Origin of the sequence: Brevibacterium renqingii (genome assembly GCF_017808095.1) — a bacterium.
Classification (GTDB): domain Bacteria; phylum Actinomycetota; class Actinomycetes; order Actinomycetales; family Brevibacteriaceae; genus Brevibacterium; species Brevibacterium renqingii.
The window spans coordinates 42,156-63,271 of sequence record NZ_JADBHG010000007.1 but is presented as its reverse complement, the minus strand read 5'-3'; the positions used below and the strand labels follow the sequence as shown (position 1 = coordinate 63,271).

15 protein-coding genes are annotated in these 21,116 nt (G+C 64.7%); 14 read left to right on the top strand and 1 reads right to left on the bottom strand.

Annotation, left to right across the window (positions count from 1 at the left end):
* Positions 1 to 32 precede the first annotated feature (32 nt).
* The 11 genes from nusG (at position 33) to IIE29_RS13285 (ending at position 11,312) form a co-directional block, all read left to right on the top strand.
* A complete protein-coding gene (nusG, locus tag IIE29_RS13335) occupies positions 33 to 872 on the top strand; it encodes a transcription termination/antitermination protein NusG (protein ID WP_209325793.1) in 840 nt (279 codons plus the stop codon).
* Positions 873 to 1,122: 250 nt separating this feature from the next.
* Positions 1,123 to 1,560 carry a 50S ribosomal protein L11 gene (gene rplK, locus IIE29_RS13330; protein WP_209325792.1) on the top strand — a complete coding sequence of 146 codons (438 nt, stop codon included), beginning with the start codon at positions 1,123 to 1,125 and terminating at the stop codon, positions 1,558 to 1,560.
* 64 nt (positions 1,561 to 1,624) lie between these two features.
* The gene (gene rplA, locus IIE29_RS13325; protein WP_209325791.1) at positions 1,625 to 2,320 is read left to right on the top strand and encodes a 50S ribosomal protein L1; all 696 of its coding nucleotides are present in this window, start codon (positions 1,625 to 1,627) and stop codon (positions 2,318 to 2,320) included.
* Positions 2,321 to 2,484: 164 nt separating this feature from the next.
* Positions 2,485 to 3,777, top strand: coding sequence for a GAF domain-containing protein (locus IIE29_RS13320; RefSeq protein WP_209325790.1), 1,293 nt, complete (start codon positions 2,485 to 2,487; stop codon positions 3,775 to 3,777).
* Between the two features lie 115 nt (positions 3,778 to 3,892).
* Positions 3,893 to 5,416, top strand: a complete 1,524-nt coding sequence (gene exaC, locus IIE29_RS13315) for an acetaldehyde dehydrogenase ExaC (protein ID WP_209325789.1) — start codon at positions 3,893 to 3,895, stop codon at positions 5,414 to 5,416.
* Positions 5,417 to 5,550: 134 nt separating this feature from the next.
* Entirely contained in the window at positions 5,551 to 6,570 is a 1,020-nt protein-coding gene (adhP, locus tag IIE29_RS13310) for an alcohol dehydrogenase AdhP (RefSeq protein ID WP_209325788.1), read from the top strand.
* Between the two features lie 352 nt (positions 6,571 to 6,922).
* The gene (gene rplJ / locus IIE29_RS13305) at positions 6,923 to 7,450 is read left to right on the top strand and encodes a 50S ribosomal protein L10 (protein WP_209325787.1); all 528 of its coding nucleotides are present in this window, start codon (positions 6,923 to 6,925) and stop codon (positions 7,448 to 7,450) included.
* Positions 7,451 to 7,516: 66 nt separating this feature from the next.
* On the top strand, positions 7,517 to 7,906 hold the full coding sequence (gene rplL / locus IIE29_RS13300) for a 50S ribosomal protein L7/L12 (protein ID WP_209325786.1): 390 nt from the start codon (positions 7,517 to 7,519) through the stop codon (positions 7,904 to 7,906).
* Between the two features lie 141 nt (positions 7,907 to 8,047).
* Positions 8,048 to 9,289 carry a hypothetical protein gene (locus IIE29_RS13295; RefSeq protein WP_209325785.1) on the top strand — a complete coding sequence of 414 codons (1,242 nt, stop codon included), beginning with the start codon at positions 8,048 to 8,050 and terminating at the stop codon, positions 9,287 to 9,289.
* Entirely contained in the window at positions 9,286 to 10,152 is an 867-nt protein-coding gene (locus IIE29_RS13290; protein WP_209325784.1) for a hypothetical protein, read from the top strand. The genes IIE29_RS13295 and IIE29_RS13290 overlap by 4 nt, the downstream gene beginning before the upstream one ends.
* Positions 10,149 to 11,312 (top strand): hypothetical protein, encoded by a 1,164-nt coding sequence (locus tag IIE29_RS13285; RefSeq protein WP_209325783.1) that lies wholly within the window; start codon positions 10,149 to 10,151, stop codon positions 11,310 to 11,312. Before IIE29_RS13290 ends, IIE29_RS13285 begins: the two co-directional genes overlap by 4 nt.
* A gap of 22 nt (positions 11,313 to 11,334) precedes the next feature.
* On the opposite strand, the gene IIE29_RS13280 is transcribed toward IIE29_RS13285, so the two are convergent.
* Positions 11,335 to 12,129, bottom strand: a complete 795-nt coding sequence (locus IIE29_RS13280) for an MBL fold metallo-hydrolase (protein WP_209325782.1) — start codon at positions 12,127 to 12,129, stop codon at positions 11,335 to 11,337.
* A gap of 135 nt (positions 12,130 to 12,264) precedes the next feature.
* Between IIE29_RS13280 and IIE29_RS13275 the strand changes: the two genes are divergently transcribed.
* The 3 genes from IIE29_RS13275 to IIE29_RS13265 all read left to right on the top strand — a co-directional run bounded on the left by IIE29_RS13275 (position 12,265) and on the right by IIE29_RS13265 (position 21,034).
* Positions 12,265 to 13,416 (top strand): GNAT family N-acetyltransferase, encoded by a 1,152-nt coding sequence (locus tag IIE29_RS13275; protein ID WP_209325781.1) that lies wholly within the window; start codon positions 12,265 to 12,267, stop codon positions 13,414 to 13,416.
* 197 nt (positions 13,417 to 13,613) lie between these two features.
* The gene (gene rpoB, locus IIE29_RS13270) at positions 13,614 to 17,093 is read left to right on the top strand and encodes a DNA-directed RNA polymerase subunit beta (protein ID WP_209325780.1); all 3,480 of its coding nucleotides are present in this window, start codon (positions 13,614 to 13,616) and stop codon (positions 17,091 to 17,093) included.
* 68 nt (positions 17,094 to 17,161) lie between these two features.
* Positions 17,162 to 21,034: a DNA-directed RNA polymerase subunit beta' gene (locus tag IIE29_RS13265; protein WP_209325779.1), complete on the top strand. Its 3,873-nt coding sequence runs from the start codon at positions 17,162 to 17,164 to the stop codon at positions 21,032 to 21,034.
* The last annotated feature ends 82 nt before the right edge of the window (positions 21,035 to 21,116 follow it).

Sequence of the window (21,116 nt, the reverse complement as noted above, 5' to 3'; positions counted from 1 at the left end):
GAATCACAACACGCGAAGCGAGGAATTGATCGGTGTCGGATACCAGTTCACCTGAGCAGGAGACCCCTGAGACCCAGGACGTCACTCCCGAGGAATCGGGTGCCGCAGTGGTGCCCGAAACCGAATCCGAAGCTCCGGCCGTCGACGCCGAGGCGACCGAGTCAGAGGCGAGCGAGACCGAGGCAGCGGACGCGGAGTCGGCAGATTCCGAATCCGCCGCTGAGGGCGATGCTGCCGAGACCGCTGCCGAGGAGGACCCGGCCGAGGAGTTCAAGGCCGAGCTGCGCATGCAGGAGGGCGACTGGTATGTCATCCACTCCTACGCGGGCTACGAGAACCGCGTCAAGCAGAATCTCGAGAACCGCACCATCAGCCTCAACCTCGAAGAGTACATCTTCGAGTCCCAGGTGCCGATGGAAGACGTCGTCGAGATCAAGAACGGCCAGCGCAAGCAGGTGCGCCGCGTGCGCATCCCCGGCTACGTGCTCGTCCGCATGGAACTGACTGATGAGTCCTGGGGCGCCGTGCGCCACACCCCGGGTGTGACCGGGTTCGTCGGCAATGCCTATGATCCGACCCCGCTGTCAATCGACGAGGTCTTCTCGATGCTCGCCCCGATCTTCGAAGAGCGCCAGGCCGAGGCCGCCGCTGCCGAGGGACCGGCCGCCGAGGCCGCCGCCAAGTCGGCTCCCATCACCGAGGTGGAGTTCGAGGTCGGCGAATCCGTCCTCGTCAAGGAGGGCTCCTTCGAGGGTCATCCGGCCACCATTCAGGAGATCCGCCCCGAATCGCAGAAGCTCACCGTGCTTCTGTCGATCTTCGAACGCGATGTCCCCGTCGAACTCGGCTTCGACCAAGTCTCGAAGCTGTGAGAACTGAGAGCTGATCGCCAAGACGGTCGGCAGCGAAGGGGCCCGGAGGATTCCGGGCCCCTTCGTCGTTCTCCCTGCCCCGGCTCGAGCGGAGCCGGGCGGCGGCGTGATCCGGCTCACGAGCATTTGCTCACGGGCAGGCGCGCATGGAATACTGGTGTGGTTTGATTGCGGCCCTCATCGGAGGCCGTCGTCGAACGATGTGCTGTATTCGTCTGGCACATCGAAACTTCAAGATTAAGGACCGTACATGCCTCCCAAGAAAAAGGTAGCCGGCCTCGTCAAGCTCCAGATTCAGGCAGGTGCCGCCAACCCGGCGCCTCCGATCGGTCCGGCGCTTGCCCAGCACGGCGTCAACATCATGGAATTCTGCAAGGCCTACAACGCCGCTACAGAATCCCAGCGCGGAAACATCGTTCCCGTCGAGATCACTGTGTACGAAGACCGTTCGTTCACCTTCGTTCTCAAGACCCCGCCGGCGGCTGAGCTGATCAAGAAGGCTGCCGGAGTGAAGTCGGGTTCGGCCACGCCGCATACCGTCAAGGTCGCCCACCTGAGCGCCGACCAGGTGCGTGAGATCGCCAACACGAAGATGCCCGACCTCAACGCCAACACCCCGGAGCAGGCCGACCGCATCGTCGCCGGAACCGCACGTTCCATGGGCATCACCACCGACATCGAGGTCTGAGACCTCACCTCACACAGTGGCAGGGCCCACGCAGCCCACACCACGACTGCAAGGAGCAAAGCAGATGGCAAAGCGTTCGAAGGCCTACCAGGCCGCGGCTGAGAAGATCGCCGCAGATGTGAACTACGAACCGGCCCAGGCGATCGCCCTGGCCAAAGAGACCAGCGTGGCGAAGTACGACGCCACCGTCGAGGTCGCCCTCCGCCTGGGTGTTGACCCCCGCAAGGCGGATCAGATGGTGCGCGGCACCGTCAACCTTCCGCATGGTACCGGCAAGACCGCCCGGGTCCTGGTGTTCGCCGCCGGCGACCGTGCAGAAGCTGCCCGTGAAGCAGGTGCTGACTTCGTCGGCTCCGATGACCTGCTGGAGAAGGTGGCCGGAGGGTTCACCGACTTCGATGCCGCCGTCGCGACCCCCGACATGATGGGCAAGGTCGGCCGGCTCGGCAAGGTGCTCGGCCCCCGTGGCCTGATGCCGAACCCGAAGACCGGCACCGTGACCATGGACGTCGCCAAGGCCGTGACCGACATCAAGGGCGGAAAGATCGAATTCCGCGTCGACAAGCACTCGAACCTGCACTTCATCATCGGAAAGGTCTCCTTCTCCGAGGATGCGCTGCAGGCGAACTTCGATGCCGCCATCGACGAGATCCTGCGTCTGAAGCCGTCCTCCTCGAAGGGCCGCTACATCAGCAAGGCGACGATCACGACCTCGAACGGCCCCGCCGTTCCGGTCGACCACTCGGGCCTGCGCGTCTGATCGACTGATCAGCGCGTCGGCGCAGCCTGACAGAGGGCGGGAAGCGAGCACTTCGCTTCCCGCCCTCTGCCGTTGCCGCCCTTGCCCGGGGAAGGCTTCGCGATTAGATTATGAGCAATCGAGGCTCTCTTCCGACACCCGCCGATGGAGGTGGACCATCCGTCATGCATTCGACGCTTCTGCTCGAAGACGCCTATCAGCGAACCGTGCGGCGAGCACATGATCGCCTGCAGACACCGTCGTCGATGCTCGGCGAACACGAGCGGAATGCGGACGGGCACTCCGAGGGGGTGCGCGCCTCGGTGCTGGAATCGTGGGGGCGCTCCCTCGACCGACTGCGTGATCCTGCCGGAGCCCGGGTGCGCGTGGCCTATGAGGCCGACCGTCTCGCCGAAGTGCGGAGACGTCACCCCTTCCACTCGATCATGCCGCTGCTGCGTTCGCACCTCATCGAACCTGCCAAGGATGCGGGGCTCTTGGCGGCACTCGGTGACGAGCAGGGACGGCTGCTGTGGGTCGAGGGGGAGCGGACGGTGCGGGGTCGCGCCGAGGCCATGGGGTTCCTTCCGGGCACGGACTGGTCCGAAGAGGTCATGGGCACCTCGGCGCCCGGCTTGGCTCTGCAGTCCAAGAAGGCGGTGCAGATCAGTCGGGCCGAGCACTTCGCCCCCGACGTCCACTCCTGGAGCTGCAGCGCCGTTCCCGTGACCCATCCGCTGACCGGTCGTGTCATCGGCATCATCGACGTCACCGGCGGCGACGATGCGGTGTCGTCGATCGTGCTGCCGCTGCTCGCCTCGACGGCGAAGGCCGCAGGCGCGCGGCTGTCCCAGCTCTACACCCCGCAGCGGGCGCTGTGTGCGGACACCGAGGCGGCCGGGAGCGAGCTCGCCGTCTTCGGTCCCAGCCCAGCTCTGCAGACTCCCGACGGCACGACCGTGCCACTGACGAGGCGGCATGCTGAGATCCTGCTCCTGCTGCACCGTTTTCCCGACGGTGTCAGCGGATCCGGCCTCGTCGATCTGCTGTGGCCGTCCGGCGGCAGCGAAGTCACCGTGCGCGCCGAGATCAACCGGCTGCGCAGAGCCATCGAGGGTCTCGGCGATCTGCGGATCGATGCCCGTCCCTATCGGCTGCGCGGTGAGCTCAGCTCCGATCTCGAACGCGCCCGTGAGGCGCTGTCCCAGGGGGACGTGGATACGGCGCTGGGACAGTACCGCGGGCTCGTGCTGCCGGATTCGGACGCTCCGGGTGTGCGCGAGATCAGTGCAGAGTTCGATGCGCTCATACGGGAGACGCTGCTCCAGGACGGAACCTGGCAGCAGCTGTGGCGCTATGCCGATCTGCCCGGCTTCCGCGACGATGTCGAGGTCCTCATGACAGTCCTGCGCTTGGCACCTCCCGAGGCCGTCGAGCGCCATGCGGCTGTTGTGCGTCTGGAGGCCCTCGGGTGCTGAGGTCCCGGGGAGCTCACGATCCGGTGTGATGCAACCCACTTGCAACGTTGCCCTCGGTAGGGTCGTGACCACACGGAGAACATCCGGTGGAAGCAGACGCATCAAAGGAGTTGCAATGACTGTCTACGCACAGCCAGGTCAGGACGGGTCGCTCGTCACCTTCAAGTCCCGCTACGAGAACTTCATCGGAGGGCAGTGGGTGCCGCCGGTCGACGGAGACTATTTCGCGAACCCCACCCCGGTCACCGGACAGGCCTTCACCGAGGTTCCTGCCAGCACCTCCGCCGACATCGAACTCGCCCTCGACGCCGCACACAAGGCCGCTCCGTCCTGGGGCAAGACTCCGGTGGCCGAACGGGCGAACATCCTCAACAGGATCGCCGACCGCATCGAGGAGAACCTCGAGCTGCTCGCTGTGGCCGAGACCTGGGACAACGGCAAAGCGATCCGTGAGCCTCTCAACGCGGATCTGCCGTTGGCCGTCGACCACTTCCGCTATTTCGCCGGAGCCATCCGCGCCCAGGAGGGCGGACTGTCCCAGATCGACGACGACACCGTGGCTTATCACTTCCATGAGCCCCTCGGCGTGGTCGGCCAGATCATTCCCTGGAACTTTCCGATCCTCATGGGCGTGTGGAAGATGGCTCCGGCACTGGCTGCCGGCAACGCGATCGTCCTCAAGCCGGCCGAGCAGACGCCGGCCTCGATCCTCGTGCTCGTCGAACTCATCGCCGACCTGCTGCCCGACGGCGTGCTCAACGTCGTCAACGGCTTCGGCCTCGAGGCCGGCAAGCCCTTGGCATCGAACAAGCGGATCTCGAAGATCGCGTTCACCGGTGAGACGACCACGGGTCGTCTGATCATGCAGTACGCCTCGCAGAACATCATCCCGGTGACCCTCGAGCTCGGCGGGAAGTCGCCGAACATCTTCTTCGAGGATGTGCTGGCGAAAGACGATGCGTTCGCGGACAAGGCCCTGGAGGGCTTCACGATGTTCGCGCTCAACCAGGGCGAAGTCTGCACATGCCCGTCCCGTGCTCTCATCCAGGACGCGATCGCCGATCCGTTCCTCGAGGCGGCTGTGGCCAGGACCAAGAAGATCGTCCAGGGCAATCCCCTCGACACCGACACCATGATGGGCGCCCAAGCCTCGAACGATCAGTTCGAGAAGATCATGTCCTACCTCGACATCGGTCGGCAGGAGGGCGCCGAGGTGCTCACCGGCGGTGGCCGGGCCGAACTCGACGGCGACCTCGCCGGCGGCTTCTACGTCCAGCCGACGATCTTCAAGGGCACGAACTCGATGCGCATCTTCCAAGAGGAGATCTTCGGGCCCGTCGTCTCGGTCGCGACCTTCTCGGGCTACGACGATGCCCTGACCACGGCCAACGACACCCTCTACGGCCTCGGTGCCGGTGTCTGGTCGCGCGACGGCAACACCGCCTACCGCGCGGGCAGGGACATCCAAGCCGGACGCGTGTGGGTCAACAACTATCACGCCTACCCGGCGCATGCGGCCTTCGGCGGCTACAAGGCCTCGGGCATCGGACGCGAGAACCACAAGATGATGCTCGACCACTACCAGCAGACGAAGAACCTGCTGGTTAGCTACTCCGAGAACGCACAGGGATTCTTCTGAGCGATTCGATTCACCGAGCGGTGCCGGGTCCCGTCCGGCACCGACTCCGGAGGCGGCAGCAACATTCTGCCCGCCGCTGCGATCTCAAACCCCGCATGATCAGGAAACCCCACATCGTCACAAAGGAGCGAATGATGTCCGAAATGAAGGCAGCGATCGTCGAAGAGCTCGGCAAGGAGCTCACCGTCACCGACAGCGACATTCCCAAACCCGGGCCGGGCCAGGCTCTCGTCAAGCTCATCGCCTCGGGGGTCTGCCATACCGATCTCCATGCGGCGCAGGGCGACTGGCCGGTCAAGCCCAAGGTCCCTCTCATCCCGGGCCACGAGGGCGTGGGCATCGTCGAGAAGGTCGGCGAAGGCGTCACCGACGTCGAGGTCGGGCAGATGATCGGCAATGCGTGGCTGTGGAGCGCCTGCGGAACCTGCGAGCACTGCCGCCAGGGCTGGGAGACCCTGTGCGAGCGGCAGGTCAACGGCGGCTACGGCACCAACGGCTCCTTCGGCGAGTACATGCTCGTGGACACGAAGTTCGCGGCGATCATCCCCGAAGGCTCCGATCCCTATGAGATCGCTCCGGTCCTGTGCGCCGGAGTCACCGTCTACAAAGGACTCAAGCGCACTGAGGTCAAGCCGGGACAGTGGGTCGTCATCTCCGGCATCGGCGGACTCGGTCACATCGCCGTGCAGTATGCGGTGGCGATGGGTATGCGTGTCGTCGCCGTCGACGTCGCCGATGACAAACTGGCGCTGGCGAAGAAGCACGGGGCGGAGATCACCGTCAATGCCTTCGCCGAGGACCCGGCCGAGATCATCCAGTCCGAGATCGGCGGCTCGCACGGAGTCCTCGTCACGGCGGTGCACCCGGCGGCCTTCGGTCAGGCCATCAACATGACCCGCCGGGGTGGGACGATCGTCTTCAACGGTCTGCCTCCGGGCGACTTCCCCGCACCGATCTTCGACATCGTGCTCAAGGGACTGACGATCCGCGGCTCGATCGTCGGCACTCGGCAAGACATGGTCGAGGCGCTCGAATTCTATGCCGCCGGGAAGATCCGTCCGACGTTCACGAAGAGGCCGCTCGAGGACATCAACGCGATCTTCGACGAGATGGTCCATGGGAAGATCGACGGCCGAGTCGTCATCGAATACTGACCTCGCTGCTGTCTGACGGCGGCTCCGGTGCCACGCGCGTGGCACCAGAGCCGCCGTCAGATGCCGTGGGGGAGAGGTGTGGTGGGGATCTCGGGGCGGGATTGGACTTGGCGCGACGGGGTTGGCTAGACTGAACACACCCAAGACCGTCGGTCTCTGCGGTTCCACCTGGATTCGCCATCGGATTCAGGTGCCCGCGGGCGAAGACTCCCAGTGAGTGTCCCACGCAGGTGAGCTCGAGATACTTCCGCTGGATTCCTTTCGGAATCGGCGGCCAAGCGTTTCACGCCTTCCTGCGTGGAGCGCTTTTTCTGTTGTCGGGACAGACCGGACGACTTATGAAAGGAACACCATGGCGAGGCCAGACAAGGCAGCCGCAGTCGAGGAGATCAAACAGCAGTTTGAGAACTCCGACGCTGTGTTGCTGACCGAGTACCGCGGTCTCACCGTCGCGCAGATGAAAGAACTGCGCGTTTCTCTCGGTGAGAACGTCAGCTACGCCGTGGTAAAGAACACGCTGACCAAGATTGCAGCCAAGGAAGCCGGAGTCACCGGTCTCGATGAGCACCTCAACGGGCCCACCGCGATCGCGTTCGTCAACGGCGAACCCCCTGAGGCTGCCAAGGCTCTGCGTAACTTTGCCAAGGCGAACTCCCAGCTCGTGGTGAAGGGCGGTTACTTCGATGGAGCCGCTCTCAGCGCCGAGCAGGTCAACCAGCTCGCCGACCTCGAATCCCGCGAAGTGCTGCTTGCAAAGGCAGCCGGTGCCATGAAGGCAAGCCTCCACCAGGCGGCTTACCTGTTCACCGCTCCGCTGGTCAAGGCCGCGCGCACTGTCGATGCCCTCCGCGAGAAGCAGGACGACACTCCTGCTTCCTGATGCCGGAGCATCACACCCATCAAACCCGGTCACTGTCAGTGACCATCACAGGAAGGACTAGCCACCATGGCTAAGCTCACCACCGACGAGCTCATCGAAGCTTTCAAGGAGCTCACCCTCATCGAACTCTCCGAGTTCGTCAAGAAGTTCGAAGAGGAATTCGACGTCGAGGCTGCCGCCCCGGCCGCCGCCGTCGCAGTCGCCCCTGCCGCCGGAGGCGGAGAGGCCGCTGCTGCTGAAGAGCAGACCGAGTTCGACGTCATCCTCGAATCGGCCGGCGAGAAGAAGGTTCCCGTCATCAAGGAAGTCCGTGGACTCACCTCCCTCGGACTCAAGGAAGCCAAGGACCTCGTCGACGGAGCTCCCAAGGCCGTCCTCGAAGGCGCTTCGAAGGAAGACGCCGAGAAGGCCAAGGAGACCCTCGAGGCTGCCGGCGCGACCGTCACCCTCAAGTGATCCCACCGGCAGCGGTCTGACCGCTGTCGAGGCTTCGAACCCCCACAGCTGCGGCTGTGGGGGTTCTTCGCTTCCCCGCCCCCGTTCGGAGCCGACGCGGGTGTGCTGTGAATCTCCGCGCAAACCTACTACTCTTGTCGGGTGACCTCGACCACGACCACTGAAGACGAGCTGCTCAACCACCTGCGTTCTCGTCTGCAGGAGGCCTGGGCGAAGGATCCGCTCTTCATCGAGCCCGTCATCGAAGACGGTCTGAGCCGCAACCAGCTCGACAGCATCGAACACGCTTCCAGCGAGGCGGCCGAGTCCGATCTGCCCTATTTCATCGCCGTCCTCCCTGACCAGCCGGACGGCCCAGGCAATCTCGAGGACTGGGGCAGAGTCACCTCGAATCTGGCCCAGACAATGTACGAGAGCCGCGACGCCGAACAGGTTCTCGTTCTCTTCGCCACAGCAGGCGGCGGCTCCAGATCATGGCCATATCTGGTCTCCGACCTCGGACCGATCGTCCCCCGAGGAGGAGGGGGCCTGACGAGATCGGCATCCGACGACTTCCTCCCGGTGGAACTCAATGTGCCCTATCAGATGCAGATCCTCCTCGCAGCGGCCGGCGGCGCACCGGCACCTAGCCCTCCGCAATTCGATCCGAAGGACGTCGGTCAGTCCAACGAGGACTACATCGAGAAATGGGATCTCGACGAAGGGGCCCCCGATGTCCTCGTCATGGGAGCGACTGCGCTTGCCGCCGCGGGGCTGACCACCTGGCTGCTCGCACGAAGAAGGCGCTACGCGTGGAGAGCCGGTTTGACGACGGCGCCGGAGCTGACGAAGCACTTCGATCTGCGTTCGCGGGTCGCGCACATCAGCGAGCCGCTGCCCGAGCCCTACGCTGCTGAGGACGGCCTGTGGCAGATGTACGATCGAGGTCGCCGCGTCCAGAACGCGGTCGCCGCGATCTCTCAGGCCCATCCCGATTGGGCCGACTCCGAGGATTTCTCCCACCGGATGGCGGTCCACTGTCTGAGCCGAACCGACAAGTGGATCCGCCGTGCCCTCCGCGGCGGCGAGGATGTCGAGGAGCCGCTGTTCTGCTTCTTCCTGCCCAGTCACACCGGCAGCATCGAACCGGTCGTCTGGAAGCAGAAGTCGACCGCGCTGACGGTCAACGCCTGCGACGCGTGCCGCGACGACCTGACCACCGGTCACGATCCTGTGACCTTGATGGTGCCCAAACGTCCCGGAGCGAAGAGAGTCAGACCTGTACCCTATTTCCTCCGTGATGATGCCTACGCGACCAGTGGATTCGGCAGCTTCCAAGCACTCGAGACGGCGATTCTGGCCAGGGCCCCGAAGGCGGCGGGAACGATGGGGGAGAGCCCGTGATGATTCAGCGCACGGCAGGCAGGAGGAAACCCGCTGGAGACGGTCCCGGTCCGATGAGGGCCGGAATCGCGCTTCTGCTCTTCATCATCGTCGCCATCGGGTCGACGATGTACAGCATCTCCCTGTTCGACGAGGCCAAAGATGCCCGCATCGCGGAAGCCGACAGCGACCGGCCGCAGGTCGACAGCATCTATTCGGACCGCATCGAGAGCCAGTACGATGCCGATTACGATCGTTCGCGATACCAGGAGATCGCCCGCTCCTTCGAGGAGGATCCGGTCTGGATCGACGATTACCTCGCCTTCGAGATGCGCGACGAGGACATCGCAGGCATCCACGATGAGATCGATGCAAGCGACCCACCGCTCTACGTGGCATTCCTGGCTGCCACAGAACTCGACGACACAGATGGGCAAGCGGACCTGTTGGCCAATCGCATCATCGCCGAGGTGCCCGATGACGAGGCCACGGTTCTTGTGATCGCGAGCAACCGGGAGGCGGTGGCGAACAAGGGGATCTCCCGGGATATCGACAGGCGTCCCGGCACCGTCGACGACGATTCCCTGTCGCAGACCGGGTTGTCCTTCGCCCGGGCGCTGGCCGCCGCGCCGGTCGAGGAGGAGGACTTCGGCTACGGCGCCTCGTTCGATCCCAGCGGGAATCCGATCGTCGTCCATGAGGAGGATGAGGAGGACCCGAGGACACTCCGCTACACCACCGGCTCGGCAGTGGGCGGAGCGGGGATCGGCCTGATCATCGGCGGCGGACTGGCCGTGGGCGGGGTCCTCGGTGTCCGCAGCTGGTGCCGCAGGCGCCAGTTCCCTGAGGACGGCCTGCCACAGACCCAGCAGCAGAGGAAATGAGCCAGAACGACGTGGACGCACAACAGATCGCCCAAGCGCTGAAGACCGATCCCTTCTATATCGACCCCGCGGTTGCGGACACCCTGGACGGTCGTCTCGTCGACAAGGCCGAAGCCACGGTCAAGGACCTCGACTTCGATGTCTACGTCATCGCAGTGGAATCCGAGCATGGCAGCGTCGACCGAGACCTGCTCCAGCAGGTCAAGGTCTTCACCGGCGCCGAAGGCGCATTCGTCATGATCGACGACGGCACCGGCATCGCGGTCGACACATACTTCACCGACGCACACCACGAGAAGAAGATGGAAGTCATGGATCAGCAGCTCAACGCTTATGATTCCTGGAACACTTCCACCCCGTCGGTGTCGAAACTCAATGTGCTCCTCGATTTCTATGAGGATCCGCAGGAACACGTCGAATCCGGCGATACCGTCGCCGAACAGCAGCAGCCGGGCAGCGACGTGGTCCAGGACACCGGCAGCGGCAGCTTCGCCCCACTGTTCCTGGGCGGCTCGATCCTCGTCCTGGCGCTGGTCATCGGTGGGATCTTCCTCTTCCGCACGCTGCGGGCCAAAGCGGCCGAGTCGCGCCGCCGGGAACGGTTCCGACTGCCCAGTTCACTGCTGCATAGAGTCGATCATCTGCAACGCAGCGCGCTGCGCGAGGACATCGGCTCTGAAGCCACCGAGTTGGCTTCCTCCCTGGATCAGCTGCGCACCGATGATCTCAGCTCGGCCGAGCTCAGTCAGGTCGAGAAGGCCTTCGACGCCTATCACGAGGCGAGGGTGATCGTCGATGACGAATCGGCCGAACGCATCGACCTCGCCGGGGCCATGGTGCTGCTGCGGCAGGCGCGCCGAGAGATCAGCCTGGCAGGCCGCAGCCGCTCATCGCGGTCGAGTCGGCCCGAGAGCCTGTGCACGGTCAACCCGCTGCATGGTGAAGCGGAGACGACCTCGCCGGTGTCGGTCGGATCGCAGGCGGCGCGTGTTCCGGTGTGCTCGGTCTGCGAGAGCGATCTGCGGGACGGCAGAGACCTGCAGTGGATCTTCGATGGGGACCGGCCGTATGTCGAGGGTGCCAGTGTGTGGGCGGAGACCCTCTTCGGCGCCATCGGCGGAGATCTCGTCACGGCTCTCAAATCGCAGCCGCCCCGCTGAGGATGCGATCGAGGATCGCCGCTCAGAGAAGCCTGAGCTCTCGGGGCACGCGACGATCATGATCACCGGGCATCGTCCGTGCGGGCAGGGCCACCTCGGCGTCGTCCTGGTGAAGTCGCATCCCATCGATGTCTGCGAGCTGACGCTGCACGAATCCGCGGTCCACGGGCACTCCGTGCCCCGGGACGAATGTCGTCGCCTCCGCGAAGTCGAGGACCGTGCGAAGACTGTTCGTCCAGTGGCTGAGCGAGGCATCCGCACCCGCCTGCGGGGCGTCGCCCTCCTCGATGAGATCGCCGACGAAGACGACACCGAGGTCGGGCAGACGGACGACGAGATCGGCGGTCGAATGCCCTTCGAGGACATGGAACTCGGCCCGGCAGCCGCCGAGGTCGACCTCGGCCGGTCCCGAGGACGACGGTGCGACCGGCGTCACGTCGACGAAGAGCTCACCGGGATCGACGGGCAGCTGCGCGGCGAACTCGGCTGTGGCGGGGTCGTGGCGAAGAGCATCGAGGGCGAGCCATGCGCTGCCCTCCTGATCGGTGGCGAAGCTGCTCGAGGCGAAGGCCCGGCCCGCTCCCGCTGCGAGCAGCGCGGCGGCCCCGAACCAGTGGTCCCAATGATCGTGGGTGATGACCAGATCGATCTCTGTCGCGGCGGGGGATCGGCCGCGGAGTCGGGCCGCGCGGTCGGCGAGACGTCTGCCCGCATCCGGGCATGGTCCGGCATCGACGATGAGGCTGCTCGTGCTGCCGGTGATGATCCCGCAGTTGACGGCGGCCGGATCGGAGCTGAGCACGCTGATTGTCGTCATGCGATGATTCTAGGGGCATGAGATCGGGCGCTGCGAGCGAACCGGGGCAGGACGGAGCTGACTCCGATCACTGTCGGCGCCCGGGCTCGGCGGCTAGGATCGCATTCATCAGCTGCTCTGCGAATGAGGGGATCGATGGAGATCACACATATCCGCGCCGGCGCCCTCGCTGATCCGGCAGTCGACGTGCTGCTCGACGAGATCGTCGACTTCGACCGGAGGATCAACCGCGCTCTCGGATACGGAGAGGACTTCGACCCTCTTCCCGGGTCGGTGCGCAGCAAACTCGTGCGCACCGACGAATTCACATCGCACGAGATCTGGCTGGGTCGCGTCGACGGCAGGCTCGTGGCCAAGGCCGGCGCGTATCTCAGTCTGCAGGACAACACCGATGTCGCCGATGTCTACGCGGGCGTCCTGCCCGAACGGAGGCGCTCGGGGCTGGGAACCGAGCTGCTCACGGTCATGGAACGCCACCTGGGAGATGCCGGGAGGACGCGGCTGAACGCGTGGTGCGAAGTTCCCGCTGCGGACTTCGACGCTGATCCGCGCAGACCCAGGATCGCCGCGGCCGCCGGCACCGGCAGTCTTCCGGCCGAACGAGCCGAGGTCGCTTTCGCCCTTCGGCGTGGTTACGGTCTCCAACAGCTCGAGCGGTGCTCCGTCGCGAACATCCAGGACAGTACGCCAGGCGCACAGGGCAGCTCGCCAGGCAGCGTGGGCAGCTCGCCAGGCAACTGGGCGACCCGGCTGGGGGAGACGGAGCGGTCGGCGGCCGGAGTCGGGGACCGAGTCGGAGCAGACGAAGGATATGTCATCCGCACTTGGGCGGGCCCGGCCCCGCACGAGCACGTGCAGTCCATCGCCCTGCTGAGGCAGAGGATGTCGACAGATGTGCCGGGCGCAGCGGATCTCCAGGACGAGGAGATCTGGAACCCCGCGCGGGTTCGGGCGCTCGAAGCGGACCGGGAGCAGGCAGGAGGGCGGACGCAGACGGCGCTGGCCCTCCACGACGGTGAGGGCGTCGGCTTCACCGAGGTCGTCAGCTATGCCCAGCGACCCCATGTGGCCTTTCAGGGCGCCACGCTCGTCGTCCGCGAGCATCGCGGCCACGGTTTGGGTGCGAGGCTGAAGAGCTCCAACCATGCGGCGCTGCTGGAGGGATCGGAGGTCGAACGCGTCTACACGTGGAACGCGGCGGAGAACTCGTGGATGCTGGCGATCAACGAGCGGGCAGGGTTCGAAGTCGTGGGCTGGGTCGGCCTGTGGAAGAAGATCCTTGCGTGACTTGACCTGATGCTATAAGCTTGATATTTGCATCGTTCTGCCTGTGGTGTGCCTTCATATAGCGGTGGGCACGTCATTTCCACTCAAGTGAACCACGTCGACGCCGGGAGTCGAAATCCGACACACCCGCGGGTCGTCGAAGCGAAGACGAGTGGGCAGACGAAGTATCAGATGGTGAAGCACTCGGAAGGAACCAATTGGCCGCCGCCAACGACAACACCAGGACCGCTAATCCCCCCCAGAGAATTTCCTTCGCGAAGATTCGCGAGCCCCTCGAGGTTCCCGATCTGCTCGGTCTGCAGACGGACAGCTTCGACTGGCTGATCGGATCGGAGGCGTGGCAGGACCGCGTCGCCGAGGCCATCGAAATCGGAGACGACTCCGTCGCGACCACCTCCGGACTCGAGGACATCTTCGAAGAGATCTCGCCGATCGAAGACTTCGGCGGATCCATGTCGCTGTCGTTCCGCGAGCATCGGTTCGAATCGCCCAAGTACTCGATCGACGAGTGCAAGGAACGCGACATGACCTACTCGGCGCCGCTGTACGTCACCGCCGAGTTCATGAACAACAACACGGGCGAGATCAAGAGCCAGACCGTGTTCATGGGTGACTTCCCCCTGATGACCGACAAGGGCACGTTCATCGTCAACGGCACCGAACGCGTCGTCGTCTCACAGCTCGTCCGCTCACCGGGCGCCTACTTCGAATCGAGCGTCGACAAGACCACGGACAAGGACATCTTCACTGCGAAGATCATCCCCTCCCGCGGTGCTTGGCTGGAGTTCGAGGTCGACAAGCGCGACCAGGTCGGCGTCCGCCTCGACCGCAAGCGCAAGCAGTCCGTGACCGTCCTCCTCAAGGCCCTCGGCTGGAGCGAGGCGAAGATCCTCGAGGAGTTCGGCGAGTTCGAGTCCATCCGCGAGACGATGGCCAAGGACACCGTGAGCACGCAGGACGAGGCGCTGCTCGACATCTACAAGAAGCTGCGCCCGGCAGAGCCGGCGACGGCCGAGGCCGCTCGCAACCTGCTCAACAACCTGTACTTCAACCCGAAGCGCTACGACCTGGCCAAGGTCGGCCGCTACAAGCTCAACCGCAAGCTCGGTGTCGAGGCTCCGCTGTCGGATTCGGTGCTCTCGACCGATGACATCGTGGCCACCATCCGCTACCTCGTGTCCCTGCACGCCGGAGTGGAGACCGCCAAGGGCACCCGGGACGGCGAAGAGGTCGAACTCAGCGTCAAGCTCGACGACATCGACCACTTCGGCAACCGCCGCATCCGCGCGGTCGGTGAGCTCATCGAGAACCAGATCCGCACGGGTCTGTCGCGCATGGAGCGCGTTGTGCGTGAGCGCATGACCACGCAGGACGTCGAGGCGATCACGCCGCAGACGCTGATCAACATCCGCCCGGTGGTGGCTGCGATCAAGGAGTTCTTCGGCACCTCCCAGCTGAGCCAGTTCATGGATCAGAACAACCCGCTCGCGGGTCTGACCCACAAGCGCCGCCTCTCCGCGCTGGGCCCCGGCGGTCTCTCGCGTGACCGCGCCGCCATGGAAGTCCGCGACGTCCACCCCTCCCACTACGGCCGTATGTGCCCGATCGAGACCCCCGAAGGTCCGAACATCGGCCTCATCGGTTCGCTGGCCTCGTACGCCCGCATCAATCCGTTCGGCTTCATCGAAACGCCCTACCGCAAGGTCGTCGACGGTGTCGTCACCGATGACACCCAGTATCTGACCGCCGATGACGAACTCGACTTCAACATCGCGCAGGCCAACGCGCCGCTGACCGAAGAGCATCGTTTCGCCGAGGTCGAGGTTCTGGCCCGTCCGAAGGGCGGCGGCGGCGAAGCCGAGCTGGTCCAGTATGACCAGATCGACTTCATGGACGTCTCCGCACGTCAGATGGTGTCAGTGGCTTCAGCTCTCATCCCGTTCCTCGAGCACGACGATGCCAACCGCGCCCTCATGGGGGCGAACATGCAGCGCCAGGCCGTGCCGCTGGTGATGGCGGAGTCCCCGGTCGTGGGCACCGGCATGGAGTATCGTGCCGCAGTCGACGCCGGTGATGTCATCACCGCCGAGAAGTCCGGTGTCATCACCGAGGTCTCCGCGGACTATGTCACGGTGCTCGCCGACGACGGAACCCAGATGACCTACAAGGCTTCGAAGTTCAAGCGTTCGAACCACGGCACTTCGTACAACCAGCGCATCCTCGTCGACGAGGGGGACCGCGTCGAAGCCGGTTCCGTCCTCGCCGACGGTCCGTCCACCGAGAACGGTGAGATGGCTCTGGGCAAGAACCTCCTCGTGGCGTTCATGTCCTGGGAAGGCTACAACTTCGAGGATGCGATCATCCTCTCCCAGCGCCTCGTCCAGGACGATGTCCTGTCTTCGATCCACATCGAGGAGCACGAGGTCGACGCTCGCGACACCAAGCTCGGTGCCGAAGAGATCACCCGGGACATTCCGAACATCTCTCCCGACGCGCTGGCCGATCTCGACGATCGCGGCATCATCCGCATCGGCGCCGAGGTCACCGACGGAGACATCCTGGTCGGCAAGGTCACCCCGAAGGGTGAAACCGAGCTGACACCGGAGGAGCGCCTGCTCCGCGCGATCTTCGGTGAGAAGTCCCGCGAGGTCCGCGACACTTCGCTGCGCGTTCCCCACGGCGAGATCGGCACCGTCATCGGCGTCCGCGTCTTCGACCGTGAGGACGATGACGAGCTCTCGCCCGGCGTCAACCAGATGGTCCGCGTCTACGTGGCCCAGCGCCGCAAGATCACCATCGGTGACAAGATGGCCGGCCGTCACGGCAACAAGGGCGTCATCTCGACGATCCTGCCTGTCGAGGACATGCCGTTCCTCGCCGACGGCACCCCCGTCGACGTCATCCTCAACCCGCACGGTGTGCCGCGTCGTATGAACATCGGTCAGGTCTTCGAGGTCCACCTCGGATGGATCTCGAAGCAGGGTTGGAAGATCGAGGGCAACCCCGAGTGGGCGGCGGAGCTGCCGACGGCGGCCCGCGAGGCCGAGGCCGGCACCAACCTGGCCACCCCGGTCTTCGACGGTGCGCACGAGCAGGAGCTGCGCGGACTGCTGGATTCGACCACCCCGAACCGCGATGGGGACCGTCTCATCGACTCCTCGGGCAAGGCGCAGCTGTTCGACGGCCGCTCCGGTGAGCCGTTCCCGTACCCGATCTCGGTCGGCTACATGTACATGCTCAAGCTCCACCACCTCGTCGACGACAAGATCCACGCGCGTTCGACCGGACCGTACTCGATGATCACCCAGCAGCCGCTTGGTGGTAAGGCGCAGTTCGGTGGTCAGCGCTTCGGTGAGATGGAAGTCTGGGCCCTCGAGGCCTACGGCGCCGCCTACACCCTGCAGGAGCTTCTGACGATCAAGTCCGATGACATCCCGGGCCGTGTGAAGGTCTACGAAGCCATCGTCAAGGGCGAGAACCTGCCCGATCCGGGAATCCCCGAGTCGTTCAAGGTCCTCATCAAGGAGATGCAGTCCCTGTGCCTCAACGTCGAAGTCCTGTCTTCCGACGGAGGCCAGGTCGAGATGGGCGAGTCGGAGGACGAAGTCTACCGTGCCGCTGAAGAGCTCGGCATCGACCTGTCCCGTCGCGAAGCACAGACCGTAGAAGAAGTCTGAGGACTTCCACTTCAACCGACACAACTTTTTGATGAACGAGACGTTCATCGCCAGGAAAGAGGATTTACGTGCCTGACGTCAATTTCTTTGATGAACTGCGCATCGGTCTTGCCACCGCGGAGAACATCCGCGGCTGGTCACACGGTGAGGTGAAAAAGCCTGAGACCATCAACTACCGGACCCTGAAGCCGGAGAAGGACGGACTCTTCTGCGAGAAGATCTTCGGCCCCACTCGCGACTGGGAGTGCGCCTGTGGAAAGTACAAGCGCGTCCGCTTCAAGGGCATCATCTGCGAACGCTGCGGTGTCGAGGTCACCCGTGCCAAGGTGCGCCGTGAGCGCATGGGCCACATCGAACTCGCCGCTGCCGTGACCCACATCTGGTACTTCAAGGGCGTTCCCTCCCGTCTGGGGTACCTGCTGGACCTGGCCCCGAAGGATCTTGAGAAGGTCATCTACTTCGCGGCCTACATGATCACCTCGGTCGACGAGGACTCCCGTCACCGTGATCTGCCCAGCCTGCAGAACAAGATCGACGTCGAGAAGCAGCAGATCGGCACCCGCCGTGACGCCGACATCGACCGTCGTGCCAAGAAGCTCGAAGAGGATCTCGCCGCGCTCGAGGCCGACGGCGGCACCGCCCAGGCCAAGAAGAAGCTGCGCGACACCGCCGAGAAGGAAATGGACAAGCTGCGCAAGAACGCCGACCGCGAGGTCGACCGTATCGAGCAGGTGTGGGACCGGTTCAAGAACCTCAAGGTCAACGACCTCGAAGGCGACGAGAGCCTGTACCGCGAGATGTTCCATCGCTTCGGTCTCTATTTCACCGGCGCCATGGGCGCCGAGGCGATCCAGAAGCGTCTCATCGACTTCGACCTCGAGGCCGAAGCCGAGAAGCTGCGTGAGCTGATCGCCACGGGCAAGGGGCAGCGCAAGACCCGTGCGCTCAAGCGCCTCAAGGTCGTCAACGCGTTCCTGACCACCGACAACAACCCCGAGGGCATGGTCCTCGACGTCGTGCCGGTGATCCCGCCCGAGCTGCGACCGATGGTGCAGCTCGACGGCGGCCGCTTCGCGACCTCGGATCTCAACGACCTCTACCGTCGCGTCATCAACCGCAACAACCGGCTCAAGCGTCTGCTCGACCTCGGCGCTCCCGAGATCATCGTCAACAACGAGAAGCGGATGCTGCAGGAGGCCGTGGACTCGCTGTTCGACAACGGTCGTCGCGGACGCCCGGTGACCGGACCGGGCAACCGCCCGCTCAAGTCGCTGTCGGACATGCTCAAGGGCAAGCAGGGACGCTTCCGTCAGAACCTGCTCGGTAAGCGCGTGGACTACTCGGGCCGCTCGGTCATCGTCGTCGGTCCGCAGCTGCACCTGCACCAGGCCGGTCTGCCCAAGACCATGGCCCTGGAACTGTTCAAGCCCTTCGTGATGAAGCGCCTGGTCGATCTCAACCATGCGCAGAACATCAAGTCGGCCAAGCGCATGGTCGAGCGCCAGCACCCGCAGGTGTGGGACGTCCTCGAAGAGGTCATCACCGAACACCCGGTGCTGCTCAACCGCGCACCGACCCTGCACCGTCTGGGCATCCAGGCCTTCGAACCCCAGCTCATCGAGGGTAAGGCCATCCAGCTGCACCCGCTCGTGTGCTCGGCGTTCAACGCCGACTTCGACGGTGACCAGATGGCCGTGCACCTGCCGCTGAGCCCCGAGGCGCAGGCCGAGGCCCGCATCCTCATGCTCTCGGCCAACAACATCCTCAAGCCCTCGGATGGCAAGCCCGTGACCATGCCCTCACAGGACATGATCATCGGTCTGTTCCACCTCACCTCCGAGCGCAAGGGACTGGCCGGTGAGGGACGTTCCTTCTCCGGTATGGGCGAAGCCATTATGGCCTTCGACCGCGGTGAGCTCGATCTCGGTTCGCCGGTGACCATCCGTCTGGAGAACGTCGTTCCCGGGGCGGACATGGACCTGCCCGAGGGCTGGGAAGCCGGTGATCCGCTGGATGTGCAGACCACCCTGGGTCGCGCGCAGTTCAACGAATACCTGCCTGCCGACTACACCTTCGTGAACTCGACGATCGACAAGAAGGCCTTGAGCCGGATCGTCAACCACCTCGCCGAGGAGTACCCGAAGGTCGAGGTCGCCCACACGCTGGACAACTTCAAGTCCGGCGGCTTCTACTGGGCCACCCGTTCGGGCATCACCATCGCCATGTCCGATGTCGTCTCGCCCGAGGCTAAGGCCGAGATCCTCGACGACGCCGAGGCCATCGACACGAAGGTCCAGCAGCAGTACGAACTCGGTGCGCTCACAGATGACGAGCGCCGCAACGAGCTCGTCAAGCTCTGGACCGAGACGACCGAGAAGGTCGACCAGATCATGCGCACGAACTTCCCCGAGGAGAACTCGGTGCTGCGTCTGGTCGAATCCGGTGCCTCCGGCAACTGGATGCAGGTGCGTCAGCTGGCCGGTATGCGCGGTCTGGTGACGAACCCGAAGGGTGAGATCATCCCTCGTCCGATCGTGTCGAACTACCGTGAGGGTCTGGCGGTGCTGGAGTACTTCATCGCTTCGCACGGTGCTCGTAAGGGTCTGGCCGACACCGCTCTGCGTACCGCTGACTCCGGTTACCTGACGCGTCGTCTTGTCGATGTGTCGCAGGACGTCATCATCCGCACCGCCGACGCCGATTCGAACAAGGGCATCACCCTGCCGGTCGCCGAACGCGATCACGAGGGCAACCTCGTCCCGCACGAGTACGCGGAGACCAGCGTCTACGGTCGACTCACCGTCAACGACGTCACCGACGCCGAGGGCAATGTCATCGTTCCCGCGAAGTCCGATGTCACCGCTGCGACTGTCGACGCTCTCGTGGCCGCCGGGATCGAGGAGATCAAGGTCCACTCGGTGCTGACCGCGGATTCGGATACGCAGATCTCCGCCGAGCACTACGGCCGCTCCATGGCGACCGGCAAGCTCGTGGACATCGGCGAGGCCATCGGCACCGTCGCTGCCCAGTCGATCGGTGAGCCCGGCACCCAGCTGACGATGCGGACCTTCCACACCGGTGGTGCCGCTGCGTCCTCGGGTGACATCACCCAGGGTCTGCCCCGTGTGACCGAGCTCTTCGAAGCCCGCACACCGAAGGGCTTCGCCCCCATCGCCGAGGCGACCGGTCGGGCGAAGATCGACGACAGCCGCAAGACCCGCTTCGTCATCATCACACCTGATGACGGCAGCGACGAGATCGAGCACGCAGTCTCCAAGCGCGCCCGTCTCCTCGTCGAGGACGGACAGCACGTCAAGGCCGGCGAGCAGCTCATCGTCGGTGCGGTCGACCCGAAGCAGGTCCTGCGCATCCGCGGTCGTCGCGAGGCCGAGCGCTTCCTCGTCGAGGAGGTCCAGAAGGTCTACCGTTCGCAGGGGGTGGGCATCCACGACAAGCACATCGAGGTCATCGTGCGGCAGATGCTGCGTCGCGTGACCGTGATCGAGTCGGGCGACACGAACCTGCTGCCCGGCGAGCTCGTCGACCGTGGTCGCTACCAGGCGGAGAACCGCCGTGTGGTCGCCGAGGGCGGCCAGCCGGCATCGGCACGTGATGAGCTCATGGGCATCACGAAGGCTTCGCTGGCGACCGAATCGTGGCTGTCGGCCGCGTCCTTCCAGGAGACCACCCGCGTCCTCACCGAGGCGGCCATGGAAGGCAAGTCGGATACGCTCATGGGGCTGAAGGAGAACGTCATCCTCGGTAAGCTCATCCCTGCGGGCACCGGCCTGCAGACCCACCGCAACATCGTGGTGGAGCCGACCGAAGAGGCCAAGGCCGAGATGTTCACCAACAGCTACGGCGACTTCTACGCGGGCATCGGGGCCGATTCGGGCTCCGCCATCCCGCTGGAGGACTACGACTACGGGGCGTTCAGCTGACCCGCTGATCCCGAGCCGGCAGGCAGACAGGAGGGGCACTCACCATCTGGTGGGTGCCCCTCCTGTCATTGGCAGGTGTTTC